This window comes from Cytobacillus gottheilii (assembly GCF_001636345.1).
Taxonomy (GTDB): domain Bacteria; phylum Bacillota; class Bacilli; order Bacillales; family Cytobacillaceae; genus Cytobacillus; species Cytobacillus gottheilii.
The window spans coordinates 1,536,252-1,556,908 of record NZ_KV440945.1 but is presented as its reverse complement, the minus strand read 5'-3'; the positions used below and the strand labels follow the sequence as shown (position 1 = coordinate 1,556,908).

Genomic DNA, 20,657 nt, shown 5'->3' with positions numbered 1-20,657 from the left:
ATTCGTTTCAATCACTTAGCATTTCTTTTATCTTTAAACGTTTTTGACTACCCAACATACGTAAGACGGTCTTCATTTTTGAAAACCTGGTCAATGGTTCCGCCGCCAAGGCAGACGTCGCCATCATAGAAAACAACCGCTTGTCCTGGTGTAATCGCGCGGATTGGTTCATGGAAGGTAACTTTAACAGTATTGTCGTCGGCGAGTTCTACTGTTACTTTATTGTCAGCCTGACGGTATCTGAATTTTGCTGTACATTCAAATGTCTGCGGCTGTTTTTCATCTGAAACCCAGCTCACGTTGACAGCTGTGATGCTGTCTGAATACAGCTTTTCATTATGGAAGCCTTGTCCCACATAAAGAACATTGCGCTTTAAGTCCTTACCGATCGCAAACCAAGGTTCACCTGCTCCGCCAATGCCTAGTCCATGGCGCTGACCGATTGTGTAGTACATCAATCCATCATGGCGTCCCACCACTTTACCGTCGAATGTTTCCATATTGCCCGGCTGTGCTGGCAGGTAGTTTCCGAGGAATTCTTTGAAATTGCGCTCGCCAATAAAGCAAATGCCCGTACTATCCTTTTTCGTTGCTGTTGCCAGCTCTGCTTTCGCCGCTAATTCTCTAACCTTTGACTTTTCGATGTCGCCAATCGGGAACATTACTTTTGAAAGCTGTTCTTGTGTCAGCTGGTTAAGGAAATAGGTTTGATCTTTATTTTCGTCAAGCCCTCTCAGCATTTTGTATTCACCATCACGGTATTCTACTCGTGCATAATGGCCTGTTGCTAAGTAATCGGCACCTAGGCTGACCGCATGCTCAAGAAACGCTTTGAATTTGATTTCCTTATTGCACATGACATCAGGATTTGGTGTTCTTCCAGCTTTGTATTCATCAAGAAAATACGTAAATACCTTTTCCCAATACTGCTTTTCAAAGTTTACCGCATAGTAAGGAATACCAATTTGGTTGCAGACTCTGATGACATCGTTATAATCTTCCGTTGCTGTACATACGCCAAATTCATCCGTATCATCCCAGTTTTTCATGAAAATACCGATGACGTCATAGCCTTGCTCTTTTAAAAGAAGTGCTGCCACAGAAGAATCAACACCGCCTGACATCCCGACAACTACTCGTGTATCTTTTGGATCTTTTTTCATGTTTTTCACCACGTTTCTGTTTTTCTTTTTATTTATGTTATCTTAAATGATTTCCACTCCATGGTACTCGCTTTCCGCGGGGCGGGTGGTGAGCCTCCACCCGCAGGAGTCTCGCACCATTCCGTTCCAATCACCAAGCATATCGTCATCCAAAGTTCTTACATATAGCAAGCATATGGAGTATCGCCTTATGTTAATCGCTTTATAATTTTGCTCGTTTCAAGTGCTGCTTTTTCAACCTGTTCCGCTGTGTTGAATAAGCCAAAACTAAAACGGATCGAATTTTGCAGACGATCGTCTCCTTTTCCAAACATCGCAACAAGCACATGTGATGGTTCAATCGAACCTGCTGTGCAGGCTGAACCGCTTGATGCCGCGATTCCGGCAAGGTCAAGGTTCACAAGCATCTGTTCTACATTTGTCCCAGGAAAGCTTAAGTTTAGTACATGTGGCATTGAATAATCAAGTGATCCGTTTCGGGTAAAATTCACTTCATTTTCATTGAGTTTTTGCACAAAAAGTTCCTGATAGCTTTTATACTGCTCTGTCTTCGCTTCCCGTTCTTCCTGCGCAACACGAATAGCCTCCAGAAAGCCTGCAATCGCAGGGACATTCTCGGTTCCTGCTCTGCGTTTTCGCTCTTGCTCACCGCCAAACAAACGAGATGACAGCATGACGTTTTTATGGGCATACAAAAAACCAATCCCTTTAGGTCCATTAAGCTTATGGGCCGTGACAGATAATAAATCGACCTGCAATTCCTTCACATCGATCTTCTGCAGTCCATAGGCTTGGACAGCATCTGTATGAAAAAGAGCCTGATGATCAGCAAGTAGCTCACCAATTTCTTTAATCGGCTGTATCGTGCCGATCTCATTGTTGGCGTACATAATGGTGACAAGAATGGTTTCGTCCGTTAGTGCATTTTTAACAGCTTCTGCTGAAACTCTTCCAGTCTCATCGACAGGCAAATACGTAACCGTAAAGCCTTGCTTTTCAAGCTGATGGCAGGCATGTAAAACCGCATGATGCTCGACCTCAGTTGTGATAATATGATTGCCTTTATCACGATAAGCATCTGCTGTTCCAAAAATCGCGTGATTATCGGCTTCGGTTCCGCCGCTTGTAAAAATAATTTCGTTTGCATTCGCACCAATGCTTTTCGCCATTACTGCCCGCGCTTCATCAATAATATGCCGCGCACTTCGTCCAAAATGATGAATGCTCGAAGGATTTCCGAACTCCTGTCCCATCACTTCCATCATTTTCTCAATCACTCTTGGATGCATCGGGCTTGTTGCCGCGTGATCTAAATATATATGTTCCATTAATTCACCTTCTGACTTTCGAATGATATCGCTGCAGACTTTTAGTCTTGATTCATTACTTCCTATGAAAGCCGTAAATTAGCTTTCGGGGATTATTTTAAATATAAAACATATAAGAATCCCCAGCATTATCATCTGTATGATTTGCCAAGTCTTCAATCGTAGTGTTGTCTAATACATCTTTGACCGCATCACGGATTCTGATCCATAGTTCGCGCTTTGCCGGTTCTTCATCTTCAATACCCTCAACAGGACTGATCGGGCCTTCCAGGACTCTAATAATATCTCCGGCGGTAATGTTTTGCGGTTCAGAGCCTAATATATAGCCGCCATATGCTCCTCTAATGCTCTTAACGAGTCCTGCATTGCGCAGCGGAGCAATGAGCTGCTCTAAATAATGCTCTGATAGATCATTGTTCTGGGCAATGACCTTTAACGAAATCGGCCCTTCCCCATGTTTTCTGGCAAGTTCAATCATAATGGTCAAGCCATAGCGGCCTTTAGTTGAAATTTTCATGGATTTACACCTCTATTTTCTTTATCTATAAAAGGCTGTTTTCGAAGCGAAGCCAAAAATAGATCTGTCAGCTTTTGACATTGCGGCAATGCTTTTCCTACAAGTGGACCTATACATAAACTAATAAAAACGGTTCCCCAAAAAACAGGACCGCCAAGCTGCCAGCCGACAATTAACACTAGTATTTCCATCACAGCACGCACTCTTCCGACCTTCCAGCCTGTCTTTGAAGTTAGTGCAATCATAAGACTATCGCGAGGACCTGCTCCCAGCTGGGCTGAAATATAAAGTCCCATTCCATAACAGTTAATCAGGATACCGGCTGCAAACATCAGAAGCTTTCCAGCCATACTTGAAGGTGTATCCATAAAAGGCAATAACATGTACATGTCGATAAACAAACCGACAAGAATCATATTCAAGTATGCACCGGCCTTGGGCATTTCCTTCGATATAAGAGCTGACACAATCAGCACAGCAACGCCCACAATAATGGACCAGCTTCCAATCGATAATCCGAATTGATAATAAAGACCAACATGCAGAACATCCCATGGTGAGGCTCCTAAATCAGCCAATATCACCAAATCAATTCCAAGACTCATTACGAGCAATCCTATCAAGTATACCGAAAATCTTGGACCGATCTGGCCTCTTCTCTTCATATTCATCCTCTTTTCCCATCTACATAAGTGATCTTATATATATTTAATTCCTTACTTTCTCTATAGACTTTTGTCATTATAGCATAATTGCAGGCATTATTCATTTATACAAAAGGACAGTTTATGATATGTTTAAAGCAGAAAATTCCCTGCACTATATTTGGAGTGATTGTTATGAGCATTAAACCGTTAGCCTTCAGAATGCGGCCTAAAACAATAGACGAAATCATTGGACAGGAGCATCTGGTTGGCGAAGGAAAAATTATAGATCGGATGGTAAAAGCCAAACAGCTTTCCTCCATGATATTATATGGACCTCCCGGCATTGGTAAAACGTCGATTGCGAGCGCCATTGCCGGCAGCACCCGGTTTGCCTTTCGCACACTAAATGCCGTTACCAATAATAAAAAAGATATGGAAATCGTTGCGGCTGAAGCCAAAATGTCCGGAAAAGTCATTCTTCTCCTTGATGAAGTCCATCGTCTTGATAAAGGCAAACAGGACTTTCTGCTACCATACCTTGAAAACGGCATGATTACATTAATTGGCGCCACAACCAGCAATCCCTATCATGCTATTAATCCGGCAATCCGAAGCAGATGCCAGATCTTCGAGTTAAAAGCGTTATCCATTGAAGATCTAAAGCTTGCCTTAACAAGAGCAATACATGATGAAGAACAAGGGCTAGGAAATAAAAACATCCAAATCGATGAGGATGCGCTCACTTTTTTTGCCACAAGTTCAAATGGAGATGTCCGCAGTGCCCTCAATGCTTTAGAGCTTGCTGCATTATCAACAGCAGCTGATAATGATGTCATCCATATTACGTTAGAGGTTGCAGAAGAATGCATGCAGAAAAAAAGCTTTCATCATGACAAAGATGGTGACGGACATTATGATGTGCTCTCCGGCTTTCAAAAATCGATTCGCGGCAGTGATGTCAATGCAGCTTTGCATTACTTGGGCAGACTAATCGAAGCCGGCGATCTGACCAGTATCGGTCGCAGGTTATTAGTCATTGCCTACGAAGACATCGGGCTCGCTTCCCCGCAGGCAGGAGCCAGAACATTAGCAGCGATCGAATCGGCCGAGCGGCTTGGTTTTCCCGAAGCACGCATTCCGCTTGCCAATGCGGTCATTGAGTTATGTCTATCACCGAAATCAAACTCAGCCATTTCAGCAATCGATAGTGCTTTAGGGGATATCCGCAGCGGAATAAGCGGCGATGTGCCAAACCATTTAAAGGATGCGCACTACAAAGGCGCAGCAGAGCTTGGACGCGGAATTGACTATAAATATCCGCATGATTATGAATCTGGATGGGTGAAACAGCAATATCTTCCAGACAAACTAAAGCATAAAAAATACTATGCTCCAAAACTGACAGGAAAATTTGAGCAGGCACTTGCGGCGATTTATCAGAAGCTGATGAAATAATTGGCGAAGATGACATGGTCTTACAGAATTTTTTAAAAGAATCATGTGCTCGCATTGTTACTTTTTGAATCTATAAAAAATGCTTAGAACCTCAATGGTCCTAAGCATTTTTTTCTGTTATGCAGCCACATCACGTTTCTTAAATGTATAGAAAGCAATGAACTGGAATAGCAAGAAATAAATAATGAGCATGATGACCGAGAAGCCCATTGTCATTCCGGCGATGAGCGGAGAGCCATCCAAGTATTGCATCAAATCAGTATTGGCAAACAAAATGTACTTCGCCCAATCATACCTCATCGCAACCAGGCTTGTCACCGTGCCGCCCATAAACATGAGGAAGAGGGAAAGGCCGATTGCCAGTGAACTGTTTCTGAACGCCGCTGAAATCATAAATGCCATCGTTGTCAGCATAAATAAATTAATCGAATTTAATCCATAGTAGGTTAGTAAATGAACAAACATACTCGTTTCAATTACCTGACCGTCCTGATAGCGCAAATATGGCGACACTTCACCAGGAGTTCCAAAGAGGATACCGCCCAAAATAGCAGAATAACTAAAGAGAAGCGCCAGCAGCATTAAGCTGAACAAAACAACTGTTACATATTTTGAAAGCAGAATTTTTTCCCGGCGGATCGGTCTGATAAGAAGCAGTTTGATTGTGCCCCAGTTAAATTCACTGGCAACAATACCTGCTGCAATTATAATTGAAAACATCCCAACAAACTCAATAACAAAAGATGCATCCTGAACAAAACTCCAGACAGAATAACTGTCATTAGGTGAAATATTATGCTCCAGTCGATATTCGCCAATGGCAATATCACTTTCATAACTGTGTCTCATTTCAGGTGTGAAAGTATCACCGTATTCTTCTAATTCTTTCGTCAGCGTTTCGTTCTGCATTTCAATGCCACGCTGCCAATCGCTATTATCCGGCACGGTTCCGCCGCTTTCCTGATACTTAATAAACGCAGCCATGACGGTGACAAAAAATAACAAGAGACCAATCATGACATAAGTGCCCGCACGTTTAAAAATTTTCATCCATTCATTTTTCAATAAGTTCAGCATTTTCTACTCCCCCTTTTTTGCTGTAATTTCAAGGAATCGATCTTCTAGTGTCTTACTTACTTCTTTTAATCCGTATATCTTTATATCGTTTTGAACGAGCATTGATATAATATTAGGCACCTCTTCTTTTAAAATAACAATTGAAATATTTTTATCGGAAAGAGCAATTGAACTTTCTGGATACTGTTGCTTTAATAGCTCAACCGCCGCATTGGCCGGCTCTGCTTCCAGCTCAAACTGTTTCTCACCTGTTTGTATAACATCATGAACAAGCTGTACATCCACAAGTTTTCCTTGCTGAATAATGCCAATGCGGTCACACATCATTTCCATCTCTGAAAGCAAATGACTTGAAACGATAACCGCCATGCCTTTTTCTCTTGCTAATTTCCGAATATGATCCCGGATCTCTCTAATACCAGAAGGATCTAATCCATTTGTAGGTTCATCCAGTATTAAGATTTTTGGATCATGCAATAAACATTGCGCTAATCCAAGACGCTGCCTCATCCCTAGTGAATAGGTTTTGACCTTATCATGAATCCGGTCTTTTAAACCGACAAACTCAACGGTTTCCATGATTTTTTCCTTCGTTACTCCTTTTGACATCCGACCGAAATGCACGAGGTTCTGATAGCCGCTCATAAATTTATACATTTCCGGGTTTTCAACAATGGCTCCCACATGCTGAATGGCTTCTTCAAAATTCGTCTTTACGCTGCTGCCTAGAATTTGAATATCACCTGAAGTGATGCCGATCAAACCAGCAATCATTCGAATCGTTGTTGTTTTTCCTGCTCCATTTGGCCCTAAGAATCCAAATACCTCGCCGCTTTTCACCTCAAAACTTAAGGAATCAATGATTTTTCTGCCTTTAATTACTTTTGAAACATTTTGAATCTCTACAAAATTTTCCATATCTTCACCTCTTTTATATTTCATTTCTTTTTGCACTGCTCTGAAAAATCACTTTCATCCACTCAATAATAGACAGGCCCTTCTCTTCTCTTAATGCCTCGACTTCTTCGTGTGCAATCAGTTCACCATTCTGTAAAACGAGCACCTCATCCAGCAGGGCTTCAATTTCAGCTATTTCATGAGTTGCAATCAGCAGAGTTTGTTTTTCAAAGTCGATAAACGTCAGCAGCCCTTTCACAATCGACTCTCGAACCATTGGGTCTAATCCAGAAAAAGGCTCATCCAGAAGCAAATATTCTGCATCCCTAGCTAAGGCTACTACAAGCTTTAACCTGCCACGGCTTCCCTTTGACAGATGCTTTATTTTTATATCTTTTTCCAATGACATAAAACTCAATAATTCATATGCCCTTGTTTGATCAAAGTCAGAAAACTGCGTGTCGTAAAATGAGATTAAATCCTTAGGTGTAAAAGAAGGATAGAGTGTATCCAATTCCGTTAAGTAAGCCACTGTTCCAGCCGTTTTTCGATCAGGTTTTTTCCCATTTACTGTGACATTACCTTCGGAGGGATAAGCGAGTCCTGCAATCAACTTTAAAGTCGTTGATTTTCCGCTTCCATTCGGACCAACTAATCCATAGATTTTTCCCTTTTCCAGTGCGAAAGACATGGAATGGATCGCTTTCTTTTTTCCGTACTTCTTGTAAACTTCTGCAAACTCAATCATGAACTCCCCTCCAAGTAGTCCTCTACCTTTTGAATCAATTGTTCAGGGGGAACGCCAAGCTCTTTCATACTATTGACAAAGGAATGAATGACTTCATCCTGCATTTCTCTTTTCAGAGCAGCAATAACACCGTGCTCTTCCGTTACAAAAGTTCCCTGACCACGTTTCGTCAACACTATTCCCGTCCTCTCCAATTCACTATAAGTCCTTTGGATTGTATTTGGATTCACTCCTGATTGGATCGCCATTTCCCGAACCGAAGGCAGCTTGCTTCCAGCCTGGAGATCTCCGCGAATAATCTGCTGCTGCACTTTACTGACAATTTGCATATAAATCGGCTTTGAAGCTTGAAACTGATCTCCCATCGTATTCACACCTCAACCTTCTTCTCCAGCATCCAAATGGAAAAAATAACAACTGCCATTAACAGGATTAGATAGAGTGCAATTTCTGTAAGTGAGATAAAAGGATTCGCTGTAAGCTCGGCTGAAAAAGACTGTTTTGAAAGTTCGTAGTTTAATGTTTTTAGGCTGGTCATATCAATGGCGCCAAGTTCCCATAAGGATTGATATATTGGGAGCTCATTAATCAGGGTTTCAATATAAAATAAGACAGCCCATAAACATATTAAAATCCCCCACCGCAATCCGCTGTTCCAGCCATATAATTTTAGCGAATGATATAAGGTCCAATAAAAAAATGTCCATATCCCTAAATAGAAGGAATAGACAATAATACTTAATGACACACCAGTCAGTATAAACATAGGCAGCTGATCTTTGGCAAAGAAATAAATGCCTATATCACTCTTTGTCGCCCATATCGCAATGATGAAAGCAATAATAATAGAAACCATCATAAACACAAACCCTATTAGAAACTTGGAAAAAAAGAGCTGATAACCGCTGTTCGGATTATGAAGCCATAACTGTGTTTTTGCTTCCACATTCAATGACAGCAGCAGGTAAATCGGCAAATAAAACGCATGTGCACTGAGAATCATGAACACCAGCACTTCAAAAACAATCATGTCATTCACATATTGAGATATGCTATAGCCAGCAGCCGCAACTGCAATGCTCAGCAGGATCCCCCATATAAACCAAATTCTCATTAATTTTGCTTCTTTGATTAAAAGTCCTTTAAAGGCCGTCACAAATATAAATGCCCCCTTTGCCGTATTCGTGTACTAGTCAAATAATACACTAATACATTTTTGAATGTCAATCCATTTTTTGTATGTTTTTAACAGCAGTAGGTGAAGGTAATAGTAGGCTGAATGAAAGAGGATGGTGGTTACCGTGACTGCAAAACAAAAATGGACCCATGAGGACGATGAATCGCTGAGAGAAACCGTGCTCGAATATACTGGGAATGGCGATCCAAAATCAGCTGCATTTAAAACAGCCGCAGCAAAGCTGAACCGTTCTGCCGCAGCCTGTTCCAATCGCTGGTTTCACTTAAACAAAGAGCAGGATGTACAGAAAAAAGACATTCATTTATCAGATATAATTGCATTTTTGGAGGAATTCCCTAAGTTGCTGAAGGAAAACGAAGAGTTGAAAAACATACAAGCTGAGTTGTCTGAGCAAAACGAATTCTTAAAGTCACAGCTTGAGGAGAAACGCAGCAAATATGAAGCTACCTTGGAGCAGCATGAAGAAATGACGAAGCTTTTTGAAGAGGCATCGAATTTGTTTGATGGAGAGATTAAACGGGTTGTACATTGAGATTTGAGGAAAATTAGTTGTAAAAGGCTGATTCGCTATCATTTTTGCTTAAAAGAGCGTGATTGAGAGCTGAATTCTGTTCTTTTTGAAGCTAACAATAGGGCTGTCCGCCGTCCAGAGAAAATATCCGCCGTTAAAATTTTTATCCGCCGTAAAAAAAATATATCCGCCGTTATTTTGATATATCCGCCAAAAACAGCTATTTATCCGCCAAACGCTACTTCACACCTTAGAAACTTGCATCTCCACAAACGAAAAAAAGCCCATTGCTGGACTTTTATTTCTCATCTTTTACTATTGAAATTTTAATATCGCTTAATAATTCCCTCACAACATAACTCGCCATGACCAGGCCAGCTACAGAAGGAACAAAGGCATTCGAAGATGGCGGCATTTTGGCTTTGCGGATTACAGCATCATCTTTGCCGACTTCCTTGCGTACATCCTCGCGAATCACAATTGGACTTTCATCGGAAAATACAACCGGAATTCCTTTGCGAATGCCTTCTTTTCTTAGGCGGGTACGGATCACTTTTGCAATTGGATCTGTATGTGTTTTTGAAATATCCGCAATCTGAAAACGGGTTGGATCCATCTTATTCGCAGCACCCATGCTTGAAATAACAGGGATATTGCGGCTTAAGCATTCTTTCATTAGGTGGATTTTATATGAAATCGTATCAGAAGCATCGACAACAAAATCCAAACCATATTCAAAAAATTGCTCATACGTTTCTTCAGTATAAAACATTTTTAGTGCGATGACTTCGCAATCCGGGTTAATATCTTTGATTCTTTCTTTCATCAAATCCGCTTTCGGCTGACCGACTGTTGATAATAAAGCAATAATTTGTCTATTCACATTGGTGATATCCACATCATCTTTATCAACAAGAATCAGTCTGCCGACACCAGAGCGGGCAAGCGCTTCCGCTGCAAACGTTCCTACTCCGCCAATTCCCAGTACGGCAACCGTACTATTTTTCATGATGTCTATACCTTCCTTGCCGATCGCAAGCTCATTTCTAGAAAACTGATGCAACATATTTATTCAACTCCAAACGATTGTAATCAACTTATATATTATCATTTACCCGATAATGAATATATCATACTTCTTTATAAATACAAGTAGTTCGATAGGAATATATTAGTTACACTCTTTCACTCCAGGTTAACGGCTTTAAACCTGGACCTCGCGTCATTGAAACCGACTAAAGAAAAATTGGAGGTATCAATTGATTATTTTCCAAATTCACTCAATCAATTCTAAGTTCTATCGATCTCTTCTTACTTTTTCCGATTAATTGATCTAAAAAGCAGTATACAACATAACTAATTTGTTAATAGAATAAATTTCCATAATTCATAATTTGTTCAACATTTCACAATCTTATTTCATCATGCATATGCTATTCTATATTCAGAAAAAGAAAAGGAGTGATTGATATGATGGTCTATGAGTGGATGCCTTTCACAACAGATCGTGAGGAGTATACGCAAACATCGTTTGAAGCAGTAATTGGTGATGCATTTGAATCAATGTTTTTTGCGGAGGATGATCCTATCCCAACTTATATTTGGACTGTCAATTATGTCGTCATTGTTAAAAGAAGCTCTAAAATCTTTACGGACATCACTTTCAAAAAAGTGCCCCGCAACCCTGTAAATGCATAGTTTATTTTTTAAATCTATCATGTGAAATATTTCACAATTTAATCGGAGGGTTTAATCATGGCTATTGATGAAAAACAACTAACAGAAAAAGCTTCAGTTTTAACAGAAGTTGACCAGCTTGCTGCCAATGGACTGCAGGCATTAAAAAATTTCAGCAGTTTTTCTCAAGAAAAAATCGATCGTATTGTCAAAGCAATGGCTCTTGCAGGACTTGACCAGCATATGCCGCTTGCCAAGCTTGCTGTAGAGGAAACCGGCAGAGGTGTCTATGAAGATAAAATTATTAAAAATATGTTTGCAACAGAATACATCTATCACAATATCAAATACGATAAAACGGTTGGCATCATCCATGAAAACAAACATGAAGGCATCTATGAAATTGCTGAACCGATCGGCGTTATTGCTGGAGTGACACCTGTTACGAATCCAACGTCAACAACCATGTTTAAAGCTCTCATCTCAATAAAAACAAGAAATCCAATTATATTTGCTTTTCATCCTTCTGCACAAAAATGCAGCAGTGAAGCGGCGCGTATTCTGCGGGATGCGGCCATACAGGCCGGTGCTCCCGAGCATTGTATTCAATGGATTGAAACACCATCTCTGGCTGCTACACAGCAATTAATGACACACCCTGATGTCTCACTTATCCTTGCAACCGGCGGATCCGGAATGGTCAAATCTGCGTACAGCTCAGGAAAGCCCGCTCTAGGCGTTGGGCCTGGAAACGTTCCTTGCTATATTGAAAAAACAGCTAATGTCAGACGGTCCATCAATGATTTAATTCTCTCCAAAACCTTTGACAACGGGATGATTTGTGCATCTGAGCAAGCGGTCATCATTGATAAAGAAATCTACAATGAAGTCAAAAATGAAATGATTGAAAATGGCTGTTATTTTGTTAATCCTGATGAGAAGAAGAAGCTTGAGAAACTTGTCATTAATAAACACACATGTGCTATCAATGCCGAAATTGTAGGGATGCCTGCAGCTGCAATCGCTGAAAAAGCCGGTTTCCATGTGCCAGAAGGAACAAAAATTCTGGTAGCCGAGCTAAAAGGTGTTGGCGCAGACTATCCATTATCCCGGGAAAAACTTAGCCCTGTTCTTGCCTGCTATAAAGTAAACAGCCTTGAAGAAGGATTAACACGATGTGAGGAAATGCTGGAATTTGGCGGTTTAGGGCATTCAGCCGTTCTTCATTCCAGCAGCGAGCATGTGCAGCGCTTATTTGGAACACGAATGAAGGCAGGCAGAATTATTTTAAATGCTCCATCCTCTCAAGGAGGAATTGGAGATATTTACAATGCTTACATGCCTTCATTGACGCTTGGCTGCGGTACGTACGGAGGAAACTCTGTATCTACGAATGTAGGAGCCGTACATCTTATCAATATTAAAAAAATGGCACAAAGGAATAATAATATGCAGTGGTTTAAAATCCCCCCAAAAGTTTATTTTGAAAAGAATTCAACTCAATATTTAGCAAAAATGCCAAAGATCTCGAAAGCCTTTATTGTGACAGACCCCGGCATGGTGAAGCTCGGCTATGTCGATAAAGTACTTTATTATCTGCGCAAGCGTCCAGACTATGTTCATTGTGAAATATTTTCTGATGTGGAGCCAGATCCTTCAATTGAAACGGTCATAAAAGGTGCTGAGCAGATGGCACAGTTTAATCCAGATGTGATTATCGCGCTTGGCGGCGGTTCAGCAATGGATGCAGCCAAAGGAATGTGGCTATTTTACGAGCATCCTGATACTGAATTTTTTGGGTTAAAGCAGAAGTTTTTAGATATCCGAAAAAGAATCGTCAAATATAAAAAACTCGGTGAGAGAGCACAATTTGTCGCGATACCCACAACATCTGGCACTGGCTCTGAAGTCACTTCCTTCTCTGTTATTACCGATAAAGAAGCAAATATTAAATACCCTTTGGCAGACTATGAGTTAACGCCTGACGTTGCCATCATTGATCCTCAATATGTTATGACCGTACCGAAGCATATTACGGCAGATACAGGCATGGACGTTTTAACACATGCCATCGAGGCTTATGTTTCCGTCATGGCAAATGATTACACAGACGGTCTAGCCATGAAAGCCATTCAGCTTGTCTTTGATTATTTGCCTAAAGCTTATCGTAATGGAGCAGATGAATTGGCAAGGGAAAAAATGCATAACGCCTCCACCATCGCCGGAATGGCATTTGCTAACGCCTTTTTAGGAATCAATCATAGCCTTGCCCACAAGCTTGGCGCAGAATTTCATATTGCACATGGCCGTGCCAATGCAATCCTCATGCCTCATGTAATTCGCTATAATGCAATCAAACCGAAAAAATTCACCGCATTCCCTAAATATGAACGCTTTGTTGCGGACGAACGCTATGCGGAAATTGCGAGAACACTAGGATTGCCTGCCCGAACAACAGAAGAAGGCGTAAATTCGCTGATTCAAGCTATCTGCGACTTGGCAAAAGTGCTGGAAATCCCAATGACCCTTCAAGGAAACGGCGTAAATAAAGAAATATTTGAAAGCAGAGTTGATTTCTTAGCAGAACGCGCATTTGAAGATCAGTGCACAACCGCTAATCCAAAACTCCCGCTGATTACGGAGCTCGCTGAGATTTATCGCCAGGCTTGGTAATAGATTAATAGCTGAAACCGGAGAAAATCTATTTGATTCTCCGGTTTTTTTGTGTTTATGAAGGAATTTGTTTTATTTTGAGCCTGGAATGCTTGTTTTTCATGAGAATGATCAAGGCAGATTTTGGTTTGCTATCAAATTTTCTGGGTTTCCTATCAAAGTTTGGGTTTATCCTATCAAATTTCCTGACTTTCCTATCAAATTTTTTGGGTTTCCTATCAAAAATCCTCGGGTTCCTATCAAAATCTCTCGGTTTCCTATCAAATTTCGAGTTTCCTATCAAAGTTTGGGTTTATCCTATCAAAATTCATGACTTTCCTATCAAAGTTTGGGTTTATCCTATCAAATTTCCTGACTTTCCTATCAAATTTTTTGGGTTTCCTATCAAAAATCCTCGGTTTCCTATCAAATTTCGAGTTTCCTATCAAAATTCCTCGGGTTCCTATCAAAGTTTTGGTTTATCCTATCAAAATTCCTGACTTTCCTATCAAATTTTTTGGGTTTCCTATCAAAATCTCTCGGTTTCCTATCAAATTTTCCGACTTTCCTATCAAAATTCTCAAGTTTCCTATCAAACCCAATAAACCCCCACTATTTAACAGGTACACAAATCTCACAGAGATGCCTCTCTACCTTTTCCTCGGAATATCGCTCAAATGCCGGCCTCTCCATGTCCACACGTAATCCATCTCGCGTAAGATCCATAAATATCTTGCCCCAGGCTGTCCCGATTGCTTCGGCTGTATGCTCAACTTCGTAAATAGCATATCTTCCTGGCAAAAGAACTCCCTCACAAACTGAATCATCCAAAAGCATTCCCTCAGCGATTACAATTCCCGCATCATATCTGCATTGTTCAAGCTGTGTCGTCCCCGGATCGTCATGGGATATTCCCACAATGACCCCTTCTCCCTGCATCAGCCCGTTTTCCCTTCCCCACTCTTTTATTCTCCTCATCGCTTCAAGATTCCCCATCCCATAAGGTCCAACATGCCGAATATACGCAATACGTGCTGCGGGCAAATTTTCAATTTTTCTTTTCATCCTTATTACCTCCATTTTGTTTGTACGTTCAAAATGAATGTAACAGCCATTAAAATGAATTTCACCATTAATTTTAAAATTTTTCCAATTCTTTTATAACAAATCGAGTAGGAGGGGGTGGCTAACCCCCGACCTCTCACACCACCGTACGTACCGTTCGGTATACGGCGGTTCAATTAAGTTTGACGTAGAAATTCATATCTTTGATATAGACTTTTGAGCCCTCGATTACTCCAATAAGAGTTATTGAGGGTTTTGTTTAGAACCGGACTAGAGGCTATTCTCCAATATCTCTTTCTGGAGTTTCCCCATTCGTATGCCTTTTGGTCTGGAACACCTAAGCCCTTGAGTTTTCTTACTCTTGTCCCCGGATTCTTCCATTGTTTCCATTCAATCATACGAAGTCTTCTCCTAATCCACTCATCAAATTCTTTAAATTTGCTAGGTGTATCGGCTAATGCAAAATATCCACACCATCCCGTTAGATATTGATTTAGTTTCTCAATTCTACCTTCCATGGAAATGGATTTGGAACGGGAGGTTAACTCTCGTATTTTAGCTTTAAGCCTTTTAATACTTTCGTTGGCTATTCGAACCTTCGGTTTCTTATTAATCGTAAAGCTAAAGCCAAGGAACTTTCGTTTCCACGGGCGGTCAACCGCTGATTTATCCCTGTTCACTTTGAGCTTTAATTTCTGCTCAATAAAACATGTAATCGAGTTCATCACACGTTCTCCAGCTTTCTTCGATTTCATGTAGATATTACAATCATCGGCGTAGCGGACAAACTTGTGACCTCTCCTTTCTAACTCTTTATCAAGCTTATCCAAAAGGATATTCGAAAGAAGAGGGCTCAGGGGGCCTCCTTGTGGTGTTCCTTCTTCTGCATCGTAGACTACACCATTTATCATGATTCCTGCTTGGAGATATTTCCGTATTAATTTCAAGACCAATCGGTCTTGGATTCTGCTTGCCAATATCCCCATCAACTTATCATGATTCACTTTGTCAAAGAACTTCTCCAAGTCCATATCAATCACCCACCTATAACCTTCACTTATGTATCCCCTTGCTTTACGAACAGCGTCATGGCCTCTTCGGCTTGGCCTGAACCCATAACTATGTTCTGAGAAGATTGGGTCAAAAAGTGGGGTTAAAACTTGGGCAATTGCCTGTTGAATGAACCGGTCTGTCACGGTCGGTATTCCTAGTAATCTTACTCCACCGTTCGGTTTCGGGATTTCGACTCGACGGACTGGGGTAGGCTGATAGGTACCCTTCCTTAAAGAGTCACATAGGGTGTTCCAGTTTTCATAGAGATGTCTTCGTAGGGATTTTACGGACATTCCATCTATGCCGTGACTTCCTTTGTTCTTCTCCACACTTTTAAGTGCTTCTATTAAGTTTTCCCGTGACAGAATCAGATTCATTAACATGTGATATTTCCTTTCGACGTGAACGTAGAAGTCTAATTATGTTATTCCTGCTCCTCCCTCATGAAGTCCCCTGTGGATTCACCACTTCCTCCTTCAAGTAAGTCCTTTCGGATTGTCTGCTTCTACACAGGAATTGTATGCCTAGTTCTCGTTCTTCCTAATTGTTCAGTCCTTCCCTTACCGTCTCGAGTAGGTAAGGTACTATGACCTCTGCTGACTTCTGGTTGTTCAGCTATCTATTTCTAGATAGGTTACCAAGTGTACTTGGCGTACCAACCAGACCTCCCCGGGTAAGAGTACAATCTTTCCCTCCATCTATCTGCTCCATTTACTCTGTACCACCTTCGGCAGTAAGGACTTTGTTTTGTCTGGCAAACTCATCCAATGATACCTAGCCTTGTATGAAGTTCGTGTTCCTCAGACCGGAGGTTTGCCGCTCGCTTCCTTCAGATTCCGCGTCGCCGCGGACACCCTTGCGTTAAGCTAACCACTACTACTGCCTTCGTGGCTCGGGACTTGCACCCTATAGATTGCACCCATGCCGGGCGCACCAGCAAAAAACCCCACACAATTAGCGCAGGGTTTCAATCACAATTATGAAGTTAAAGAGTCCCAATCATGCCGTCGCCTCATGTGCCTTCGTTTTGAACCCGCACTCAGCAGGTGGGTGTCCTGTTCCTGCATTTGCAAGTCCTCTAACATGGAGGCATTTACGCGGCTCGGAAACTCTGGACTCCCGAAGGAATAATGTTCGGTCAAAATTTCAGGTATTGCAACGAACACATCAGGACTCTTTATGAATTGAACTCATTATATCACGAAATGAAAGCTCTTACAATGAGTAAGGAATAGGCAATTATTCACTTTTTTTAAGATTTAAAGCTAAGTGTAAGTCATCTAACTGAGTCTCACTAACCTCACCTGGTGCATTCGTCAGCACACAGCTTGCACTTGCTGTTTTAGGGAATGCAATCGTATCGCGCAGATTAGTTCTGCCTGCAAGCAGCATCACCAAACGGTCAAGACCGAGTGCAATTCCGCCATGCGGAGGTGTTCCATATTCGAATGCTTCAAGCAGGAAGCCGAATTGCTCTCTTGCTTCTTCTTTTGAGAAGCCAAGCACTTCAAACATTTTTTCCTGGACTTCACGTTCGAATATACGAAGGGATCCGCCGCCAAGCTCGTAGCCATTTAAAACTAAGTCATATGCCTGTGCCTTCACCTGATCAGGATTGCTGTCCAATAAATGCAGATCTTCGCGCGCCGGCATTGTGAATGGATGGTGTGCTGCATAATAGCGGCCTTCATCCTCTGCATACTCAAGCAATGGCCAATCTGTTACCCATAAGAAATTGAATTTGCTTTGATCAATCAGATTCTGTTCTTTACCGATTTTTAAACGAAGTGCACCTAGTGCATCTGCAACCACGTTCTTTTTATCAGCTACGAATAAAAGTAGGTCTCCTGTTTCAACTGAAAGCGCCGATTTTAGCTCACTTTCTTCTTCAGGGCTGACAAACTTAGCAATTGGCCCTTTTAAACCTTCATCTTCCGCTTTCAGCCATGCAAGGCCTTTTGCGCCATATCTGGCAACGAATTCTGTTAGCGCATCGATATCTTTACGAGAGTAAGCTGATGCACCGTTTTTCACATTTATCGCTTTAACCTGCCCGCCAGATGAAACAGCTCCTGCGAATACTTTAAAACCAGATTCTTTCACAATAGCAGACACGTCTGTTAATTCCATTGCAAAGCGTGTGTCCGGCTTATCTGAGCCAAATCGGTCCATCGCCTCTTGGTATGGCATCCGGTTAAATGGTGTTTCAATCTGAATGCCTTTAACATCCTTCATGATTTTTGTCATCATTGATTCCATCATTGCAATAATATCATCCTGGCTCATGAAGCTTGTTTCGATGTCAAGCTGTGTAAATTCAGGCTGACGGTCTGCACGCAAGTCTTCATCACGGAAACAGCGGGCGATCTGGTAGTATTTTTCAAATCCGCCAACCATTAATAGCTGCTTGAAAATCTGCGGTGATTGCGGAAGTGCATAGAATTCGCCTGGATGTACACGGCTAGGCACTAAATAATCGCGAGCCCCTTCAGGTGTGCTTTTCGTTAAAATGGGTGTTTCTACATCAATGAATCCTTCTTCATCAAGGAAATTACGCATTGTTTTTGTGACTTGGTGGCGCATTTTTAATGTTTCAAAAATAGCTGGTCTGCGCATATCTAAGTATCGGTATTTCAGACGGATATCTTCAGACACATCTGTTTGATCTTCAATTACAAATGGAGGTGTTTTCGCTTCATTAATAATGTTCACAGTTGCAACTGAAATTTCAATTTCACCTGTTTTTAAATTTTCATTTACTGTGCCTTCCTGACGGGCAACAACCGTTCCTATCACATCAAGAACATATTCATTTCTGATTTTTTCTGCTGTTTCTAATGCTTCTTTTGAAACTTCCGGGTTAAACACGATTTGCACAATCCCCGTACGGTCACGAAGGTCGATAAAAATAAGTCCTCCAAGATCGCGTCGCTTTTGCACCCATCCTTTTAATGTAACAGTTTCGCCAATATGGCTGCTGTTGATATGACCACATTCATAAGTTCTGCCAAACATCTCTATTCCTCCTATTTGCCGCTAAGTTCTATAAATTTCTCGATAAATGAATCGAGATTGATTTCCGTTTGTTCACCTGTGTCCATGGATTTTAAATTGATTTTATTTTCTTTGAGCTCATCTTCTCCAAGAACAGCAACATATTTCGCATTAACTCGGTCTGCCGCTTTGAATTGCGCTTTAATTTTACGATCTAAATAATCTCGATCAGCCGAAAATCCAGCATTTCTAAGCTTCTGCAGCAGGCCAACTGTGTAATCCTTTGCTTCGTCTCCCAAAGCAACAAGATAACAATCTATGCTGTTCTTTAAATCCAGCTCTACCTTTTCAGCTGAAAGGGCTGCAATGAGTCTTTCAATACTGAATGCAAAACCAATACCAGGAGCTTCCGGTCCGCCAATGTCTTCTGTTAAGCCATTGTATCGGCCGCCGCCGCAAAGTGTTGTGATGGCGCCAAAGCCTTCTGCATCACTCATAATCTCAAATGCTGTGTGTGTGTAATAGTCTAATCCGCGCACTAGATTTGGATCCACCACAAACTCTATGTCAAGATCCTGTAAATATCTCTGAACTTTTTCAAAATAAGTTTTTGACTCTTCATTTAAATAATCCAAAATCGATGGAGCTGACTTCATCAGTTCATGCTCACGATCTTTTTTACAATCCAAAATCCTCATTGGATTTTTCTCTAGTCTGTTCTGACAGTCGCTGCAGAATTCTCCAATCCGCGGTTTGAAGTGTGCAATCAGTGCATCGCGGTGCGCGCCTCTGCTTTCTTTATCGCCCAGGCTGTTAATGACAAGCTTTAATTTTTTCAAGCCCATCTCTTTGTAAAAGGTCATTGCAAGTGCAATTACTTCTGCGTCTATTGCCGGATCAGAACTGCCGATTGCTTCAACACCAAATTGCACGAACTGGCGGAATCTGCCTGCCTGCGGGCGTTCATAACGGAACATTGGTCCCATATAATACAGTTTAATCGGCTGATTTGCGTAGCCAAACATCTTATTTTCAACATAAGAGCGCACTACAGCTGCTGTTCCCTCTGGACGAAGCGTTAAGCTGCGCTCGCCGCGGTCTTCAAAGGTATACATTTCCTTTTGCACAACATCTGTTGTATCGCCTACACCACGCAAAAACAGCTCTGTGTGTTCAAAAATGGGCGTTCTGATTTCCTGGTATTGAAATCTATCACAGATTTCCTTCGCCTTCTGTTCAATAAGCTGCCATTTCTCAACTTCTCCAGGTAAAATATCCTGCGTTCCTCTTGGTATGTGAATTGCCATAACGTATCCTCCTAAAACAATTGAATTCTATGTAAACACAAAAAACTCCCGTCCCTTGTATTCATTACAAATACAAGGGACGAGAGTTTTATTCCCGTGGTGCCACCCTAATTGAAGACAGTTTACCTGCTTCCACTTTTACAGTTAACGCCTGTGTACGTTCATTTCCTACTAGGCCAGATTGGCATTTCAGAACGAAGCCTACGAAGTGTTCTTTCATTAAATCAGTTTGGAGAAATGCTTTCAGCCTAAGGCATTTCCTCTCTTTCCAATTAGGATTTAACTACTCTTCTCCATCATCGGTTATATGAAAAGCGTAAGGCGCCTTGCTCAACCCCGATACCTCGAGTTCCTAGCGCCTGCAGCTA

18 protein-coding genes, 1 other RNA gene and 1 other annotated feature are annotated in these 20,657 nt (G+C 41.4%); of the genes, 4 read left to right on the top strand and 15 right to left on the bottom strand.

Going from position 1 to position 20,657, the window contains the following annotated elements:
• Positions 1 to 47 precede the first annotated feature (47 nt).
• The 4 genes from mnmA to A6754_RS07380 all read right to left on the bottom strand — a co-directional run bounded on the left by mnmA (position 48) and on the right by A6754_RS07380 (position 3,679).
• Positions 48 to 1,163, bottom strand: coding sequence for a tRNA 2-thiouridine(34) synthase MnmA (mnmA, locus tag A6754_RS07395; RefSeq protein ID WP_066443222.1), 1,116 nt, complete (start codon positions 1,161 to 1,163; stop codon positions 48 to 50).
• Positions 1,164 to 1,351: 188 nt separating this feature from the next.
• The gene (locus A6754_RS07390) at positions 1,352 to 2,491 is read right to left on the bottom strand and encodes a cysteine desulfurase family protein (protein ID WP_066443220.1); all 1,140 of its coding nucleotides are present in this window, start codon (positions 2,489 to 2,491) and stop codon (positions 1,352 to 1,354) included.
• A 97-nt stretch (positions 2,492 to 2,588) separates the two neighbouring features.
• A complete protein-coding gene (cymR, locus tag A6754_RS07385) occupies positions 2,589 to 3,008 on the bottom strand; it encodes a cysteine metabolism transcriptional regulator CymR (protein WP_066443218.1) in 420 nt (139 codons plus the stop codon).
• Positions 3,005 to 3,679: a YczE/YyaS/YitT family protein gene (locus tag A6754_RS07380; RefSeq protein WP_066443217.1), complete on the bottom strand. Its 675-nt coding sequence runs from the start codon at positions 3,677 to 3,679 to the stop codon at positions 3,005 to 3,007. Before A6754_RS07380 ends, cymR begins: the two co-directional genes overlap by 4 nt.
• A 168-nt stretch (positions 3,680 to 3,847) precedes the next feature.
• On the opposite strand from A6754_RS07380, the gene A6754_RS07375 reads away from it, so the two are divergent.
• The gene (locus A6754_RS07375) at positions 3,848 to 5,110 is read left to right on the top strand and encodes a replication-associated recombination protein A (RefSeq protein WP_066443216.1); all 1,263 of its coding nucleotides are present in this window, start codon (positions 3,848 to 3,850) and stop codon (positions 5,108 to 5,110) included.
• 117 nt (positions 5,111 to 5,227) lie between these two features.
• Here A6754_RS07375 and A6754_RS07370 read toward each other — a convergent pair whose 3' ends face one another.
• The 5 genes from A6754_RS07370 to A6754_RS07350 are packed head-to-tail and all read right to left on the bottom strand — an operon-like array spanning position 5,228 to position 8,988.
• The gene (locus A6754_RS07370) at positions 5,228 to 6,187 is read right to left on the bottom strand and encodes an ABC transporter permease (RefSeq protein ID WP_066443215.1); all 960 of its coding nucleotides are present in this window, start codon (positions 6,185 to 6,187) and stop codon (positions 5,228 to 5,230) included.
• A gap of 3 nt (positions 6,188 to 6,190) precedes the next feature.
• Entirely contained in the window at positions 6,191 to 7,105 is a 915-nt protein-coding gene (locus A6754_RS07365; protein ID WP_066451470.1) for an ABC transporter ATP-binding protein, read from the bottom strand.
• Positions 7,106 to 7,118: 13 nt separating this feature from the next.
• On the bottom strand, positions 7,119 to 7,832 hold the full coding sequence (locus A6754_RS07360) for an ABC transporter ATP-binding protein (protein WP_066443214.1): 714 nt from the start codon (positions 7,830 to 7,832) through the stop codon (positions 7,119 to 7,121).
• Positions 7,829 to 8,197 carry a GntR family transcriptional regulator gene (locus A6754_RS07355; protein ID WP_066443213.1) on the bottom strand — a complete coding sequence of 123 codons (369 nt, stop codon included), beginning with the start codon at positions 8,195 to 8,197 and terminating at the stop codon, positions 7,829 to 7,831. Before A6754_RS07355 ends, A6754_RS07360 begins: the two co-directional genes overlap by 4 nt.
• Positions 8,198 to 8,202: 5 nt before the next feature.
• Positions 8,203 to 8,988, bottom strand: a complete 786-nt coding sequence (locus A6754_RS07350) for a hypothetical protein (protein ID WP_066443212.1) — start codon at positions 8,986 to 8,988, stop codon at positions 8,203 to 8,205.
• Positions 8,989 to 9,133: 145 nt separating this feature from the next.
• Between A6754_RS07350 and A6754_RS07345 the strand changes: the two genes are divergently transcribed.
• Positions 9,134 to 9,562 carry a hypothetical protein gene (locus tag A6754_RS07345; protein WP_066443211.1) on the top strand — a complete coding sequence of 143 codons (429 nt, stop codon included), beginning with the start codon at positions 9,134 to 9,136 and terminating at the stop codon, positions 9,560 to 9,562.
• Between the two features lie 277 nt (positions 9,563 to 9,839).
• On the opposite strand, the gene A6754_RS07340 is transcribed toward A6754_RS07345, so the two are convergent.
• Positions 9,840 to 10,607: a tRNA threonylcarbamoyladenosine dehydratase gene (locus A6754_RS07340; protein WP_066443210.1), complete on the bottom strand. Its 768-nt coding sequence runs from the start codon at positions 10,605 to 10,607 to the stop codon at positions 9,840 to 9,842.
• Between the two features lie 404 nt (positions 10,608 to 11,011).
• Between A6754_RS07340 and A6754_RS07335 the strand changes: the two genes are divergently transcribed.
• Both A6754_RS07335 and adhE read left to right on the top strand, forming a co-directional pair.
• On the top strand, positions 11,012 to 11,239 hold the full coding sequence (locus A6754_RS07335) for a hypothetical protein (RefSeq protein WP_066443209.1): 228 nt from the start codon (positions 11,012 to 11,014) through the stop codon (positions 11,237 to 11,239).
• Between the two features lie 57 nt (positions 11,240 to 11,296).
• Complete coding sequence (adhE, locus tag A6754_RS07330; RefSeq protein WP_066443208.1) at positions 11,297 to 13,891, top strand: bifunctional acetaldehyde-CoA/alcohol dehydrogenase; 2,595 nt, start codon at positions 11,297 to 11,299, stop codon at positions 13,889 to 13,891.
• A 591-nt stretch (positions 13,892 to 14,482) separates the two neighbouring features.
• On the opposite strand, the gene A6754_RS07320 is transcribed toward adhE, so the two are convergent.
• From A6754_RS07320 to hisS, 5 genes are all read right to left on the bottom strand, one after another.
• The gene (locus A6754_RS07320) at positions 14,483 to 14,935 is read right to left on the bottom strand and encodes an AraC family transcriptional regulator (protein ID WP_066443206.1); all 453 of its coding nucleotides are present in this window, start codon (positions 14,933 to 14,935) and stop codon (positions 14,483 to 14,485) included.
• A gap of 176 nt (positions 14,936 to 15,111) precedes the next feature.
• Positions 15,112 to 16,371 carry a group II intron reverse transcriptase/maturase gene (gene ltrA / locus A6754_RS07315; RefSeq protein ID WP_066443205.1) on the bottom strand — a complete coding sequence of 420 codons (1,260 nt, stop codon included), beginning with the start codon at positions 16,369 to 16,371 and terminating at the stop codon, positions 15,112 to 15,114.
• Between the two features lie 605 nt (positions 16,372 to 16,976).
• Positions 16,977 to 17,165: non-coding RNA, 6S RNA (gene ssrS, locus A6754_RS07310), on the bottom strand.
• A 62-nt stretch (positions 17,166 to 17,227) separates the two neighbouring features.
• Positions 17,228 to 19,003: an aspartate--tRNA ligase gene (gene aspS / locus A6754_RS07305; protein ID WP_066443204.1), complete on the bottom strand. Its 1,776-nt coding sequence runs from the start codon at positions 19,001 to 19,003 to the stop codon at positions 17,228 to 17,230.
• Between the two features lie 11 nt (positions 19,004 to 19,014).
• Complete coding sequence (gene hisS, locus A6754_RS07300; RefSeq protein ID WP_066443203.1) at positions 19,015 to 20,289, bottom strand: histidine--tRNA ligase; 1,275 nt, start codon at positions 20,287 to 20,289, stop codon at positions 19,015 to 19,017.
• 72 nt (positions 20,290 to 20,361) lie between these two features.
• Positions 20,362 to 20,598 (bottom strand) — a binding site (T-box leader).
• Positions 20,599 to 20,657: the final 59 nt, after the last annotated feature.